General features: G+C 68.8%; 20 protein-coding genes. 17 read left to right on the top strand and 3 right to left on the bottom strand.

What is annotated here, in order from left to right; all coding sequences use genetic code 11:
- Positions 1–69: 69 nt before the first annotated feature.
- From fliI to MWN33_RS07715, 3 genes are read right to left on the bottom strand one after another with little or no spacing between them, the layout of a single operon-like run.
- Complete coding sequence (gene fliI / locus MWN33_RS07725) at positions 70–1392, bottom strand: flagellar protein export ATPase FliI (RefSeq protein WP_247199916.1); 1323 nt, start codon at positions 1390–1392, stop codon at positions 70–72.
- Complete coding sequence (flgF, locus tag MWN33_RS07720; protein WP_247199915.1) at positions 1389–2111, bottom strand: flagellar basal-body rod protein FlgF; 723 nt, start codon at positions 2109–2111, stop codon at positions 1389–1391. The genes fliI and flgF overlap by 4 nt, the downstream gene beginning before the upstream one ends.
- A 2-nt stretch (positions 2112–2113) precedes the next feature.
- Positions 2114–2881 carry a DUF1217 domain-containing protein gene (locus MWN33_RS07715; protein WP_247199914.1) on the bottom strand — a complete coding sequence of 256 codons (768 nt, stop codon included), beginning with the start codon at positions 2879–2881 and terminating at the stop codon, positions 2114–2116.
- Between the two features lie 137 nt (positions 2882–3018).
- Between MWN33_RS07715 and motA the strand changes: the two genes are divergently transcribed.
- The 17 genes from motA (at position 3019) to fliP (ending at position 14566) form a co-directional block, all read left to right on the top strand.
- A complete protein-coding gene (gene motA / locus MWN33_RS07710; protein WP_247199913.1) occupies positions 3019–3903 on the top strand; it encodes a flagellar motor stator protein MotA in 885 nt (294 codons plus the stop codon).
- A gap of 3 nt (positions 3904–3906) precedes the next feature.
- Positions 3907–4851: a flagellar motor switch protein FliM gene (locus MWN33_RS07705; RefSeq protein ID WP_247199912.1), complete on the top strand. Its 945-nt coding sequence runs from the start codon at positions 3907–3909 to the stop codon at positions 4849–4851.
- Entirely contained in the window at positions 4832–5140 is a 309-nt protein-coding gene (locus tag MWN33_RS07700; protein WP_247199911.1) for a hypothetical protein, read from the top strand. The genes MWN33_RS07705 and MWN33_RS07700 overlap by 20 nt, the downstream gene beginning before the upstream one ends.
- 19 nt (positions 5141–5159) lie before the next feature.
- Entirely contained in the window at positions 5160–5492 is a 333-nt protein-coding gene (fliN, locus tag MWN33_RS07695) for a flagellar motor switch protein FliN (RefSeq protein WP_247199910.1), read from the top strand.
- 11 nt (positions 5493–5503) lie between these two features.
- A complete protein-coding gene (locus MWN33_RS07690; protein ID WP_247199909.1) occupies positions 5504–6526 on the top strand; it encodes a flagellar motor switch protein FliG in 1023 nt (340 codons plus the stop codon).
- Positions 6527–6549: 23 nt separating this feature from the next.
- Positions 6550–7626 (top strand): EscU/YscU/HrcU family type III secretion system export apparatus switch protein, encoded by a 1077-nt coding sequence (locus MWN33_RS07685; RefSeq protein WP_247199908.1) that lies wholly within the window; start codon positions 6550–6552, stop codon positions 7624–7626.
- Positions 7613–8074, top strand: a complete 462-nt coding sequence (locus tag MWN33_RS07680) for a hypothetical protein (protein ID WP_247199907.1) — start codon at positions 7613–7615, stop codon at positions 8072–8074. The genes MWN33_RS07685 and MWN33_RS07680 overlap by 14 nt, the downstream gene beginning before the upstream one ends.
- 75 nt (positions 8075–8149) lie before the next feature.
- Positions 8150–8533, top strand: coding sequence for a flagellar basal body rod protein FlgB (flgB, locus tag MWN33_RS07675; protein ID WP_247199906.1), 384 nt, complete (start codon positions 8150–8152; stop codon positions 8531–8533).
- Positions 8533–8955 (top strand): flagellar basal body rod protein FlgC, encoded by a 423-nt coding sequence (gene flgC / locus MWN33_RS07670; protein WP_247199905.1) that lies wholly within the window; start codon positions 8533–8535, stop codon positions 8953–8955. Before flgB ends, flgC begins: the two co-directional genes overlap by 1 nt.
- Positions 8955–9281 (top strand): flagellar hook-basal body complex protein FliE, encoded by a 327-nt coding sequence (fliE, locus tag MWN33_RS07665; protein ID WP_247200329.1) that lies wholly within the window; start codon positions 8955–8957, stop codon positions 9279–9281. Before flgC ends, fliE begins: the two co-directional genes overlap by 1 nt.
- Positions 9282–9291: 10 nt before the next feature.
- A complete protein-coding gene (flgG, locus tag MWN33_RS07660; RefSeq protein ID WP_247199904.1) occupies positions 9292–10080 on the top strand; it encodes a flagellar basal-body rod protein FlgG in 789 nt (262 codons plus the stop codon).
- Positions 10081–10095: 15 nt separating this feature from the next.
- Complete coding sequence (gene flgA / locus MWN33_RS07655) at positions 10096–10683, top strand: flagellar basal body P-ring formation chaperone FlgA (RefSeq protein ID WP_247199903.1); 588 nt, start codon at positions 10096–10098, stop codon at positions 10681–10683.
- Positions 10680–11807 carry a flagellar basal body P-ring protein FlgI gene (gene flgI / locus MWN33_RS07650; RefSeq protein ID WP_247199902.1) on the top strand — a complete coding sequence of 376 codons (1128 nt, stop codon included), beginning with the start codon at positions 10680–10682 and terminating at the stop codon, positions 11805–11807. The genes flgA and flgI overlap by 4 nt, the downstream gene beginning before the upstream one ends.
- Positions 11808–11854: 47 nt before the next feature.
- Entirely contained in the window at positions 11855–12580 is a 726-nt protein-coding gene (locus tag MWN33_RS07645; protein ID WP_247199901.1) for a MotE family protein, read from the top strand.
- Positions 12577–13290, top strand: coding sequence for a flagellar basal body L-ring protein FlgH (gene flgH, locus MWN33_RS07640; protein WP_247199900.1), 714 nt, complete (start codon positions 12577–12579; stop codon positions 13288–13290). Before MWN33_RS07645 ends, flgH begins: the two co-directional genes overlap by 4 nt.
- 8 nt (positions 13291–13298) lie before the next feature.
- On the top strand, positions 13299–13805 hold the full coding sequence (locus tag MWN33_RS07635; protein ID WP_247199899.1) for a flagellar basal body-associated FliL family protein: 507 nt from the start codon (positions 13299–13301) through the stop codon (positions 13803–13805).
- On the top strand, positions 13802–14566 hold the full coding sequence (gene fliP, locus MWN33_RS07630) for a flagellar type III secretion system pore protein FliP (protein WP_247199898.1): 765 nt from the start codon (positions 13802–13804) through the stop codon (positions 14564–14566). Before MWN33_RS07635 ends, fliP begins: the two co-directional genes overlap by 4 nt.
- The last annotated feature ends 59 nt before the right edge of the window (positions 14567–14625 follow it).

Genomic DNA, 14625 nt, shown 5'->3' with positions numbered 1-14625 from the left:
CATCACTCCTGGAGCGTCGTGGTGCCAGTTGAGCGCGCAAGGCTTGCGCGAGACTGGCCTGACGGAAGATCAGCCGCGGATCGCGGCGGCGAGCGCGGCGAAGGGCTCGCGGCAGGCCGGTGCGTCGGCATATTGCGACAGCGCCTCGTAGATGCGGGGAACGACCGCCACCGCCTGGTCGAGTTCGCCATCCGTGCCCGGCTGGTAGCCACCCATCAGCCGGAGATCGCGCGTGTCCTCGAAACGGGCGATCAGGCCGCGGAGCCGGCGGATCAACTCGCGCTCTTCCGGGCTCCAGACGAGGTCGGCGAGGCGCGAGACCGAGCGCAGCACGTTGATCGCCGGGAAGCGCCCCTGATCGGCGATGGCGCGATCCAGCACGATATGGCCGTCCAGCGTGCCGCGAATGGCGTCGGCCACCGGGTCGTTATGGTCGTCGCCGTCGACCAGCACGGAGAAGATGGCGGAGATCGAGCCCGCGCCCTCCGGGCCGGGCCCGGCGCGCTCCAGCAGGCGCGGCAGCGTGCTGAACACGCTCGGCGCATAGCCGCGCGCCACCGCCGGCTCGCCCGCCGCCAGCGCGACGTCGCGCGCGGCATGGGCGTAGCGCGTCACGCTGTCCACGATCAGGAGAACGGATTCGCCCCGGTCGCGGAAATATTCGGCCACCGCGAAGCCGGCGCGCGGGGCGAGGCGGCGCATCATCGGGCTCTCGTCGCTTGTGGCGACCACGACGACCGAGCGGTGCCGGTTCGGGGCAAGCGGTCCTTCGAGGAACTCGCGCACCTCTCGCCCGCGCTCCCCGACCAGCGCCACCACCACCGTGTCGAAGCCCTCGCAGCGCGCCAGCATGGCGAGCAGGGTCGACTTTCCGACGCCCGAACCGGCGAAGATACCGATGCGCTGGCCCTGACAGAGCGGAGTGAACAGGTCGATGGCGGCAACGCCGGTGCGCAGCGGCTTCTCAATGCGCGCCCGCGTCATGGCAGCCGGCGGGTCGGCCTCCAGCGGGCGCGGCGCGTCGCCGGGCAGAAGCGGCCCCGCGCCGTCGAGCGGCCGGCCGAAAGCGTCGATCACCCGCCCCTTCCAGTCGGGATGCGGGCGGAAGGACAGCGCCCCGGTGCGGAAGGCCGGCATGCCGATGCCGACCGCGGCACGCTCGTCGAACGGCTTCACTGTGGCGCCCTCGCGGTCGAGGCGCACCACCTCGCCCACCAGCGTGCGGTCGCCGAGCTCCACGCCCACGCAGTCGCCGAGCATCAGATGCGCCGAGAGGCCGGCGACGGTGAAATGCGTCGGCGCCACCTCGCGCACGAGGCCGGAGACCCGCAGGAACGGCTGCTCGCCGAGCCCGGACTGGACGGCCGCCTCCAGCCGCGCGAGCGCGTTCACGCGCCCGGCCCCAGCGTGCGGATCGCCTCGGAGGTCGAATCCTCGTTCTGCTGCACGGCCTGCGCCGCCATCTCAAAGGTACGCTGCACGGCGATGAGGCGCGTCATCTCCATGACGGAATCGACGTTGGCGCCTTCGATATAGCCCTGACGAACGCCGGTGCGGTTGAAGTCCTGCACCGGCTGGGCGGCGCGGTCGGGCGTGACCAGCGAGCCGCCATGGCGGGTGAACTTGGCGCCGCCCGGCATGGTGAACAGGCCGAGCGTGCCGACCCGGCTGGAGCCCTGCGTGATCGCGCCGTCGGCGCCGATGCGCACCTCGCCGGCGCTCGGATCGACCAGAAGCGCGGTGCCCCCGGCATCCAGCACCGGATAGCCCTCGACCGTCAGCAACTCGCCCGCGGGGCCCATGTGGAGCCGGCCATCGCGTGTGTAGGCGGTGCCGCCCGGCCCCTTGACGCCGAACCAGGCCTCGCCCTGCGGCGCCACGTCGAGCGGGTTGCCGGTATAGATGGCCGGCCCCGCCGCCAGCGAGGTGTAGCTTTCCCCCTCGGAGGCGTAGCCCGCCTGTGCGGCGCCCGAGCCCGAGAGGATGGTCTCGAAGCGGATGTTCTCGGCACGGTAGCCGGGCGTGTTCATGTTGGCGATATTGTTGGCGATGGTCGCCATGCGCCGGTCGGCCGCCATCTGGGCGGAGATGGCGACATAAGGAGCCGTCACGGTCAGCCTCCATATTTGAGGTTTATGAGCGCCATGCCGACATTCGACCCGACGCCGGAGCCGCCGAACAGGGCGAGCACGGGCGAGGACGCGACGCCCTGCTGGGCGTCCCAGCGCGCGGTGAAGCGGCGCAGCAGCCGGTCGATCTGCACGGGGTCCTTCAGCGTCGCGAGATCGAGCCGCTGCTTCAGGGCGGCGGCCTGCTTGTCGATGGCAGCGGAAGCCATGGCGTCGGGAAAGCCGTAGACGGTCTTCACCACCTTCCACAGCGCGGCGTCGGCGAGAATGCCGTAGGCCGATTTCACCTTCGGCGCCTCGCGCTGGAAATAGAGCGCGAGGCGCACGCCCTCGTTCTCGGTCCCGGCATCGACCTCCAGCGCCTGGCGCACATATTTGTCGGCGACGTCCTGCCGCGCGGCGGTGCGCGAGGTCGCGAGCGCGCCATAGCTCTCGAAATCGAAGGCTTTCGCGAAGGCGGTGAAGCGCTCGTCATTGAGCTTGTTGGCGAAGGATGTACCGCTGGTGATGCCCTCGTTCAGCACCTTGCGCATGAAGCCCTTGGCGTGGGCCATGTCGCCGAGGCCGAAGGCGTTCATCGCATAGGTGAAGACACGCGTGTTCTTGAGAAAGGCGTCCACCGTCTTGATCGTCGGCACGGTCGCCAGGAAATACTTGGTCTCCAGCGCCACGGTCGGCTCGGCCGCCTTCAGCGACAGGGTGCGCGACAGGTTGCGCGTGAGGAACTGGTAGGTCGAGAGCGTGGTGTCCATGGCGGAGCCCGGCTGCGTTGCCGCGCACCGTGGCGCGCCAAGCTTGCGCCGGGCTTCCCCCGCCGGCCGCGCACTCCGGCCAGCCTCGCGCAATCTTCCCCGCCTAGACCGGACGCCGCAAACGGAGGGCAATCGCCTTGGGCGTCCTGATCGGCATCATCCTTGGAATGGCCTCGCTGGCCGGCGGCTTCATGGCCATGGGCGGCCACATCGAGGTCATCTGGCAGCCCTTCGAATATCTCATCATCTTCGGCATCGCCTTCGGCACCTTCGTCATCGCCAACCCGATGTCGACGATCAAGGACACCGGCAAGGCGCTCGGCCAGGCGTTCTCGGGCAAGGCGCCCAAGCGCAAGGACTTCCTCGCCCTGCTCGGCCTTCTCTACGCGCTGATGCGCGAGTTGCGCACCCGGCCGCGCAACGAGGTCGAAGGCCATATCGACGACCCGCAGAACTCCAGCCTGTTCCAGCACTTCCCGGACATATTGAAGGACAAGGAGCTGACGCAGTTCATCTGCGACTATGCCCGCCTGATCGTCATCGGCAATGCCCGCTCGCACGAGATCGAGGGGCTGATGGAACAGGAAATCTCCACCGTCAAGAAACACAAGCTGAAGCCCGCGGGCGCGATCGGAACGGTGGCCGAAGCCATGCCGGCGATCGGCATCTGCGCGGCGGTGCTCGGCATCGTGAAGGCGATGGGCGCCATCGACCAGTCGCCGGAAATCCTCGGCCACTACATCGGCTCGGCGCTGATCGGCACGCTGGTGGGCATTTACGGCTCCTACGCGATCCTTTCGCCGCTCGCCCAGAAGATCAAGCTGACGCGCGAGAAGCAGTGCCAGCCCTTCGTCATCGTGAAGCAGTCGCTGATCGCCTACATGAACGGCGCCCTGCCGCAGATCGCCCTGGAGCACGGTCGCAAGACCATCTCCTCCGGGGAACGCCCGACCATCGACGAGGTCGAGGCGGAAGCCATCTCCAACGTGCCGACCCTCGCGGCGGTCCAGCAGGCGGCCTGATCCATGAACGTCCATGTCCCCCCCGAGGGCGGCACGCCCGCCGACATTCGCGACCTTCTGCTCGACGCCGCCGGCCTGTCGCTCGACAAGCTGCCGATGCTGCACGTCATCTTCGACCGCATGGCCACGGCCTGCGCGGAGAGCCTGCGCCAGCTTGCGGCTTCGCAGGCCTATTACTCGCTGAGCCATGTCGAGAGCGGGCGCATCGGCGACGTTCTCGACAGCTATGAGGGCATGGCCATCGTCGGCGTGTTCCACTCCCCGGAATGGGACAGCCACGTCATCGTCGGCTTCGACCGCGACTTCGTGTTCTCGATGATCGAGGTGCTGTTCGGCGCCGACGGTTCCGAGCCGCCGGTGGACGACGAGCGCTCCTTCTCGAACATCGAGATGCGCATCGCCGCCGCGCTGTTCGAGCAGGTGGCGAAGGCGCTGCAGGGCAGCTTCGCCCTCGTCAGCCAGACGACGTTCAGGTTCCAGCGGCTGGAAACCCGCATGGACTTCGCCGTCATCGGCCGGCGCAACAACCTCGCCATCTGCGCCAAGTTCCTGCTGCAGGCGCTCAACCGCGGCGGCGAGATGTTCGTGCTCATCCCGCAGGGCGCGCTCACCCCTATGCGCCAGCAGCTCGCCAGCACGGCGGCCGGCGACTCCTCGCCGCGCGATCCGGTCTGGACCCGGCACATACGCGGCGAGGTGCAGCGTACCGAGGTGCGGCTGCGAGCGGTGCTGGAGCAGCGCGAGATCTCGCTGGGCGAGGCCTCGCAGCTCGCAGTCGGGCAGATCCTCCAACTCCAGGCGACGCCGCGCAGCCGCGTCAAGCTGGAGAGCGCCGAGCAGGCGCTGTTCTGGTGCAGCCTCGGGCAAGCCGAGGGTGCTTACGTGCTTCGCGTCGAAGAGGCGGTCGACCTCGAACAGGAGTTCATCGATGACATTCTCCCCCGCTGAGGCGCTGCTGTTCGTCGCCCTCGTGGTGACCAGCGGCTGCGTCGTGACGATGTACCGCAAGCTCGGCGAGCTCTCGCGCACCGGGCGGAACTACCGGCTGGCGCTCAACGACAGCGCCGCCGCGCTGGCCGAAGCGCGCGACGCCGTGGCCCTGCTGAACGACGACAGCCGCGTGCTGCTCGGCGAACTCTGCGTGCGGATCGGCCAGGCAGAGAACCTGCTCGGCCGCATCGAGCGCGCCGAGCGCCGCCACGCCGCCCCCCTGCCGCACGCCGGCGACCCGACCTGATCCCGTGGGAGACATGTCCATGGCCCTCGAAACCTTCGCCCCCGAACCTCTGGCGCCGGGCGCCGTCGCCGAGGAGAGCTTCGGCGGCCGCGGCCTCGATTCGCTGCTGCGCGTGCCTGTCACGCTGCAGGTCGTGCTCGGCTCCGCCAACCTGCCCGTCGCCCAGCTCATGAAGCTCGGGCGCGGCGCCATCGTGCCGCTCGACCGGCGCGTGGGCGAGCCGGTCGACATCGTGGTTAACGGGCGCATCATCGCGCGCGGCGAGGTCGTCGTCGTCGACGAGGACAATTCGCGCTTCGGCGTCTCGCTCACCGAGATCGTCGGTTCCGGCGGTCCCGAGCCGGCGCGCTGACGGGGACGTCCATGACCGCCGTCGCCAGCCGCGTCTCCCGCCCGCTTCAGGGCCCCGACCGCGTGGCCGCGCTGCTGATGGCCATGGGCCGTCCGGTGGCGGCGCGGCTGATGAAGCATTTCGAGCCCGAGGAGATCAAGACGATCACCCGGGCCATCGCCGAGATGCGGCCGGTCACCACCAGCCAGGTGGAGCTCGCCATCGAGGACTTCGCCACCCAGTTCGTGGCGGGCGCCAATGTGGTCGGCTCGCCCGGCGACGTGGAGCGGATGCTCGACGGCGTGCTGCCGCCCGAGCAGATCGCCGCGATCATGACCGACGTGCTCGGTGCGGCGAACCACTCGATCTGGGACCGCATCTCCGGCGTCACCGAGGGCACCATCGCCACCTATGTGATGAAGGAGCATCCGCAGATCGGCGCCCTCGTGCTGTCGCGCGTAAAGCCCTCCTGCGCCGCCAAGGTGCTGAGCCACCTGCCCGAGGCGATGCGCAACGGCATCATGCGCCGGATGCTCGGCTTCAAGCCGATCGTCGACGAGACGATGCGCATCATCGAGAACACCATCCATGAGGACTTCATGGTCAATCTCGCGCGCAATTCCGGCGCCGACACCCATGCCCGCATCGCCGACATCATCAACAAGATGGAGCGCGACGACATGGAGAACATGCTGGCCAGTCTCTCCTCGACGCGTCCGAAATCGGCGGAGATCCTCAAGGGCCTGCTGTTCACCTTCGACGACATCATCAACCTGCCGCCCCGCGCGCGCACCGCGCTGTTCGACCAGGTGCCGAACGACCGCACGGTGATGGCGCTCAAGGGCACCAATGCCGACTTCCGCGAGGTGATCCTGCAATCGCTCGGCTCGCGCGTGCGCCGCATGGTCGAGCAGGAGCTGATGAGCAGCGAGCCCGCCTCGCACCGCGACGTGCACGAGGCCCGCCGGGCCATCACCGACATGGCGCTGGAGATGGCCGGGCGCGGCGAGATCGAGCTCAACGCCGGCGGCGAGGACGAGGCCTATGTGCGCTAGCCCCCCGCAATCCAGGATCGGCCATGTCCGAGGATAACGACAAGGAGAGCAAGACCGAGGAGGCGAGCGAGAAGAAGATTTCCGACGCCCTCGAGAAAGGCAATGTGCCGTTCTCCCGCGAGGCGACGCTGTTCGCCTCCCTGCTCGGCATTCTCGTCAGCCTCTCCTTTTTCGCCGGACCGCAGACCCGCCTGCTCGCCGAAGGCCTCACCCGCCTGATCGACGATCCCGGCGGTTTCCGCCTGTCCGGCTCGGACGATGCGGTGGCGCTTCTGTGGATGGCGTTCGACCTTTCCGCCCGCTTCCTTCTGCCGATCGTGCTGGTGATGGCCGCCTGCGGGCTCGTCGCCTCGCTGGCGCAGAACACGCCCCGCCTCGTCGGGGAGCGCATCCGCCCGCAATGGTCGCGCGTCTCGCCGGCGGCGGGCTGGAAGCGCATCTTCGGCACGCGCGGGCATGTCGAGTTCGGCAAGTCGGTGTTCAAGTTCCTCGCCATCTCGGCGATCTGCGTGCTCCTGCTGGTCTCCGGCCGGGACAGCATCATCGGCGCCATGTCGAGCGACCCGAACCAGGTACCCTCCATGCTGCTGGGGCTGGCGGTGCGGCTTGTCTCCGGCATTTGTGTGGCGACCATCGCCCTCGTCTGCATCGATCTCGTCTGGTCGCGGCTGAGCTGGCGCGCGGAGCTGCGCATGACCAGGCAGGAGGTGAAGGAGGAGTTCAAGCAGGCCGAGGGCGACCCCATCGTCAAGGCGCGCCTGCGCTCGCTGGCCAAGGAACGCGCCCGCCACCGCATGATGAACGCGGTGCCGCGCGCCTCGCTGGTGATCGCCAACCCGACCCACTACGCCATCGCCCTGCAATATGACCGGGTGAAGGGCGGCGCGCCGCTGGTGCTCGCCAAGGGCGCCGATCTCATCGCGCTGAAGATCCGCTCCATCGCCGAGAGCAGCGGCGTGCCTGTCGTGGAGGACCGCGCGCTCGCCCGAGCCCTCTACGACGCGGTGGAGGTCGACCAGTGGATCCCGCAGGAATTCTACCGGCCGGTGGCCAAGATCCTCTACTTCATCTACGCGCGAGGCCAAGATGTCCGCAAATGAGGGACGCCGACGCCTCGACCGCGCGAGCCTGCCCCCGCTCGCCCTGCTGCGCTACGAGAAGGCGCTGGCGGAGACGCTGCACGGCTTCCTCGCCGAGCTGTGCCTCACCAATGCCGGCGTAGTCATGGCCTATCTGAGCGGGCAGCAGGACGGCAATATCGACGACCTGATCGCCTCCTCGGCCGAGCTGTTCCTCAAGCCGGGCCAGTTTCATTATGCGCGCCGGGCAGTGATCGACAGCGACTGGGGACTGCCCCCTCTGGTCTCCATCGCCATGAGCTTCCGCCGGCCCGAACTGACGGCCGAGTTCCACATCGTGTTCGATGCCGACGCCATCGGCGTGCACATCGACAGCATCGACTTCGCCGCCGTCCCCACCGCCGGCGAGGCGGAGGACCTCTCCCGCTTCGAGGCGGCGCTGGCAGCCGCGCGGCTGAGCGCGCACTAGCCCGCCGCCGGGGCGTCCCAGCCTCGTGCAAGGTTCTCGTCCTAGGGTCCCCGCATCGAAACGTGGAGACCCCCATTGGACCAGATCTTCCTGTTCGGTCTCGCCTCCCGTCATGCCGCCTGGGCATCGGCGCGGCAGGCGACGATCGCCGCGAACATCGCCAATGCCAACACGCCCGGCTATCGCGCGGCCGATGTCGAGGCCTTCTCGGCCGTGCTCGACCATACCCATCTGACGCCCGCGCGCACCGCGCCCGGCCATATCGGGCCGGGTCCGGGCGAGGCGGCGCGGATCAAGGTGGGCGATGCCGAGAGCTGGGACGTTTCCGCCTCCGGCAACTCGGTGAGCCTCGACCAGCAGATGGTCAAGGCCGACGAGGTGAACCGGGCCTTCAGCCTGAACACCAGCATCGTGCGCGCCTTCCACCGCATGGTGCTGGCCAGCGTGAGGAGCAGCTGATGACCGACGCGCTCAATTCAATCGCCTCCATCGCCAGCTCGGGAATGCAGGCACAGTCGCTGCGCATGCGCGTGGCCTCCGAGAACATCGCCAATGCCCGCTCGACCGGCAACACGCCGGGCGCCGAACCCTACCGGCGCAAGACCATCGAGTTCGCCAGCCGCACCGACCGCGCCGCCGGCATGACGAGCGTCGCGGTGCGCTCGCTCGGCGTCGATCGGACCACGCCCTTCGAGGTCGAGCACGATCCGGGCAATCCGGCCGCCGATGCCAATGGTGACGTCAAGCTGCCCAATGTGAACGCCCTCGTCGAGATGGCGGACCTGCGGGAGGCCGGCCGGTCCTACTCGGCCAATCTCCAGATGATGAAGCAGGCCCGCGCGATGATTTCCATGACCATCGACCTGCTGAGGGCCGGATGATGCTCGACGCGCTAAACTCGCTCACCTCCCTGCGGGGCCCGGCCGCCGCATCCGCCACCTCGGCGACCGGCGCCAGCGCCGCCGTCGCCCAGCCACGCGCCGTGTCGGGCGCGGACTTCACCGACGTACTCGCCGATGTCTCGGGGCAGGCGGTCAACGCGCTGAAGGGCGCGGAGGCCACCGCGATCACCGGCATTCAGGGCCGCGCCTCGGTGCAGCAGGTCGTGCAGAGCATCATGGCCGCTGAGGAGACGCTCCAGACGGCGCTGGCGGTGCGCGACAAGGTCGTCGCCGCCTATCAGGAAATATCGCGGATGGCGATCTGAGGAATTAGAGATGAGAGCACTGGCTATCGCCGCTACCGGCATGAGCGCGCAGCAGACCAATGTCGAGGTGATCGCGAACAACATCGCGAACATCAACACGACGGGCTTCAAGCGCGCACGAGCCGAATTCGCCGACCTGCTCTACCAGGCCGAGCGCGCGCAGGGCGTGCCCAATGTCGATGGCGGGCTTCCCGTGCCGGACGGCGCGCTGGTGGGCCTCGGCGTGCGTACGGTCGGCGTCCGCAACCTGCACATGCAGGGCCCGCTGGCGCAGACCGGCAACCCGCTCGACCTCGCCATCAACGGGCGCGGCTGGTTCAAGATCACCGGCCCCACGGGCGAGGCGCTCTACACGCGCGCCGGCTCGTTCAGCAAGGGTCCGAGCGGCGAGCTCGTCACCAATGACGGCTATGTCGTCGAGCCCGCCATCACCTTCCCGGCCGACACGACCGAGATCGTCATCAACGAGACCGGCAGCGTCTACGCCAAGGTCGCCTCGCAGACGACGCCCCAGCTCCTCGGCCAGCTCAGCCTGGCCAATTTCGCCAATGATGGCGGGCTGGAGCCGATCGGCAACAATCTCTACCGCGAGACCGACGCTTCCGGGCAGCCCGTCACCGGCGTCGCCGGCGATACCGGCTTCGGCAGCATCCACCAGGCCTATCTGGAGAACTCCAACGTCGATCCGGTGAAGGAGATCACCGAGCTCATCTCGGCCCAGCGCGCTTACGAGATGAACTCCAAGGTCATCCAGGCCGCCGACGAGATGGCAGCCACCGTCTCCAAGGGCATCCGCTAACCGGGAAGATCAGCCATGCTTCGCCTTCAGACCGGCGCGGGCGTCGCGCTGGCGCTTTGCTGCGCTCTTCTCGGCACGACCTCCGGCGCGTTCGCGCAGGACCGCGCGACGCTCGCCCGGCAGCCCATCGCCGACAGCGTCGCGGCGGCCGCGTCGACTCCGGAGCCGCCGCCGGCACCGTCCGCCGTCGCGACCCTGCCCCCGCCGCCGGCCGAGCTTCAGCTTCCGGTCGCCGCCTCGACCATCGCCGCCGGCGAGACCATCACCGATGCGATGCTGGCCGAGCGTCCCTTCCCGGCCGCCGTCGCCACCCAGTATCCGGTGGCGGTGAGCCGCGGCCAGCTCGTCGGCAAGGTGGCGCGGCGCACCCTGCTCGCCGGGAATCTCGTGCCGACTATGGCGGTGGGCGAGAGCCAGCTCGTCACGCGCGGCGTCGCCGCCGAGATCCGCTTCGAGAAGGACGGACTCTCCATCAGCGCCACCGGCGTGCCGCTCGAATCCGGCGTGGTCGGCGCCGTCGTGCGCCTCAAGAACGCCGACAGCGGCAAGATCGTCACCGGCGTCGTGCAGTCGGACGGCTCGGTGCGGGTGGGCACGCCATGAAACGCCTTCTCGCCGCCCTTCTCCTGATGGCGCTGAGCGCCGTAGACGCGGGCGCCGCCACCCGGATCAAGGACATTTCCTCGATCCAGGGCGTGCGCGACAACCAGCTGCTCGGCTACGGCCTCGTCATCGGCCTGCAGGGCACCGGCGACACCTTCCGCAACTCGCCCTTCACCGAGCAGGCCATGCAGTCGATGCTCGACCGCATGGGGGTGAGCACGCGGGGCCTGCCGCTGCGCGCGCGCAACGTGGCGGCGGTCGCGGTCACGGCGAACCTTCCGCCCTTCGCCGGCGCCGGCACCCGCATCGACATCAACGTCGCCTCGATGGGCGATGCCACCTCGCTGAAGGGTGGCACGCTGCTGATCACCCCGCTGAACGGCCCGGACGGGCAGACCTATGCAGTGGCGCAGGGCCAGCTCGCCGTCACCGGCTACACGGCGGCGGGCGAGGCCGACAGCATCACCCAGGGCGTGCCGACCGCCGCGCGCATTCCCAACGGCGCGCTGGTGGAACGGGCCGCGCCCGGCCAACTCTCCGACCTGCCGAACTTCGTCGTCGAACTGAACAATCCGGACTTCGCCACCGCCGCCCGCGTTGCCGACGCCATCAATGCCCGCTTCGGCAAGGCGAGCTTCGACTATGGCAAGCTCGGCGGCCCCGACCGGCCGGTGGCGATGGCGCGCGATCTGCGCAGCGTCTCCGTGCTGCGCCCGCCGAATATCCCGCCGGCCCGCTTCCTCGCCATACTGGGCGACCTGCCGGTGGAGACCGACTCTCCCGCCCGCGTGGTCGTGGACCAGCGCTCCGGCACCGTCGTGATCGGCCGCAACGTGAAGATCTCCACCGTCGCCGTCACGCAGGGCACGCTCACCGTGCGCGTCACCGAGACGCCGGAAGTCTCCCAGCCCGCGCCCTTCTCCGACGGCCAGACCGTCGTGGTGCCGCGCACCGACGTGCAGGTGCAGCAGGAGGGCGGCTATCTCGCCGTGGTCAAGGGCCCCGATCTGGAGACCCTCGTGCAAGGTCTGAACCGTATGGGGATGAGGCCGACGGACATCATCTCGGTCCTTCAGGCGATCAAGACGGCCGGCGCGCTGCAGGCCGAGCTGGTGATCCAGTAACGCCGGCAGCGCGGCCCGATCGGGGAGCCAACCGGGGAAACATGCACATGACCACGATGCTCGTCCTTACCCACATCTGCGCCGTCGCCACTGGTGGCGTGCTCGGCCTCCTCAGTGCCGGGCTCTGCCTCGCCGCCCGCATCGACGCGCAGCCCGCACCCGTCGCCGTGCCAGCGAAGCACAGGCCGGGCCGCCCAGGCTGGAGCGAGCGCGCCGTCGACCTCGCCATCCTCGTTGCGCTGACGCTGGGCGCCACCTCGCTCGGCGCGCTCAGCCTCCACGCCGAGACCGCGCCGGCGGCGGCGGAGACCGCCAGCCCCGCCGCTGCCATCACCGCCACCCGGCCGGCGCCACCTGCGCCCACCGGCGACAATGCCGACCAGTACTGCCAGGGTATCGTCGACCAGGTGCGCGACGCCCGCTTCGCCCGCCAGAAGGCCGCGCTTGACGCGATGGGCCAGGAGATCGAGGCCCGCATCGCACGCCTCGAAGCCAAGCGCGCCGAATATGAGCAGTGGCTCGCGCGCCGCGAGGAGTTCCTGCGCAAGGCCGACGACGCGGTGATCGCGGTGTTCTCGCAGATGCGCCCGGACGCGGCCTCTGCACAGCTCACCATCATGGGCGACGACCCCGCCGCCGCCATCCTCGCCAAACTGAATCCGCGCGTCGCCAGCGCCATCCTCAACGAAATGGACCCGGCCCGCGCCGCCCGGCTCACCGGCGTGATGGTCGGCATCGCCAAGCGTCCGCAGCCCGACGGAAAGTCCTCATGAAACGCCTCGTCCTGCCTTTGGCTGCGCTGGCGCTGGCCGGCTGCCAGAACAATCACGACAACCTCGCCTTCGGCCCCTCGCTGACCCCGGTGGGCTACGGCATCAACCAGCCGAGCGATCCCATTCCGATGGCGCTGCCGCCCACCCCCGCGCGCAGCTTCGCCTCCACCTGGAACCAGGATTCGCAGAGCCTGTACCGCAGCATCCGCGCCACCCGGGTGGGCGACGTGGTGACGGTCGACATCGCCATCAACGACAAGGCCCAGTTCGACAACCAGACGGACCGCTCGCGCAACTCCGCGCAGAAGGCCGGACTCGACACCGCCGTGGCCGCCGAGGGCTTCGGCTGGTCGGGCGCCGCCGGTTCGGCCAGCGGCGACCTCAACATGCATTCGGACACCGGCGTGAAGGGCAAGGGCTCCATCGACCGCTCCGAGAAGCTCCAGCTCTCGGTCGCCGCCGTGGTGACCAACGTGCTGCCGAACGGCAATCTGATGATCAGCGGCTCGCAGGAGATTCTCGTCAATTACGAGGTGCGGGTGCTGAACGTCGCCGGCATCGTCAACCCGCTCGACATCACCGGCCACAACCAGATCGCCTACAACAAGATCGCCGAGGCCCGCATCTCCTATGGCGGGCGCGGGCGCTTGATGGATGTGCAGCAGCCCGCCTGGGGCCAGCGCATCTACGACCTCGTCGTTCCGTTCTGAGGCGCCCCATGGCCAAGACCAGCGTTCCCACCGGCAATACCAAGGGCGAAGCCAAGGCGCCCGGCCTCATCCTGCCGCTTGCCGTGCTGACCCTGCTCGCCGGGGCGACCGGCGGTGGGGTCGGCATCCAGCTCGCCTCCACCGTGGCGAAATCGGTGACCGAACAGGTCAAGGCGAAACCCGCCGAGCCCGAGACGCCGCCGATGCGCTATTCCAGCAAGGACACGCTGATGGAGCCCCTCAAGCCCATCGTCGCCAATCTCGCCGCGCCCTCGCAAACCTTCGTGCGCATCGAGGCCTCGATCATCTATCGCAACGGCGCGCTTCCCAACGCGCAGATCGCCGCCGCCGAGATCCGCGACGACTTCATGGGCTATCTGCGCACGCTTTCGCTCAGCCAGATCGAAGGGCCGAGCGGGCTGCTGCATCTGCGCGAGGACCTGAACGAGCGGGCCAAGCTGCGCACGCAGGGCCATGTCGACGAGCTCGTGCTCGAGACGCTGGTGGTGCAATGAGAAAGCGCACCCGCCTCGCCATCCTCAGCGCCGGCCTCGGCGCGGCGTTCGCCCTGTCCGCTCCGGCCTTCGCCCAGCAGGCGCCCTCGCTCACCGACCTCATCCAGCAGTCGGGCGGGGCGGCGGCCAGCGGACGCATCGTGCAGATGGTGGCGCTGCTCACCGTGCTGTCGGTGGCGCCGGGACTGCTCATCATGGTCACGAGCTTCACCCGCTTCGTGATCGCACTGTCCTTCCTGCGATCGGGGCTCGGGCTGCAGTCTACCCCGGCCAATCTAGTGCTGATCTCGCTGTCGCTGTTCATGACCTTCTACGTCATGGGCCCGACCTTCGACCGCGCCTGGCAGCAGGGCATCAAGCCGCTGACCGAGAACCAGATCACCGAGGAGGAGGCGCTCACCCGCATCTCCGATCCGTTCCGCGACTTCATGCTCGCGCAGGTTCGCCCGAAGGACCTCAAGACCTTCGCCGACCTCGCCGTGGCGAACGGCCAGCCGGCGCCGGCGAAGGACGAGAAGATCGAGATGCGCATCCTCATCCCGGCCTTCATGATTTCCGAATTGCGGCGCGGCTTCGAGATCGGCTTCCTCATCGTGCTGCCGTTCCTCGTCATCGACATGATCGTGGCGACGCTGGTGATGTCGATGGGCATGATGATGATGCCCCCCGCGGTCATCTCGCTGCCGTTCAAAATCCTGTTCTTCGTGCTGATCGACGGCTGGAACCTGCTGGTCGGCGGGCTGGTGCGCTCCTTCTTCTGATAGCTGGCTAATTGCACTCCATCGAAGGGCGGCCGCACTGCGTGCCGCCCTTTCGCTTT

Source organism: Ancylobacter koreensis (genome assembly GCF_023016525.1).
Classification (GTDB): domain Bacteria; phylum Pseudomonadota; class Alphaproteobacteria; order Rhizobiales; family Xanthobacteraceae; genus Ancylobacter; species Ancylobacter koreensis.
This window is presented reverse-complemented; position numbering and strand designations above follow the sequence as displayed.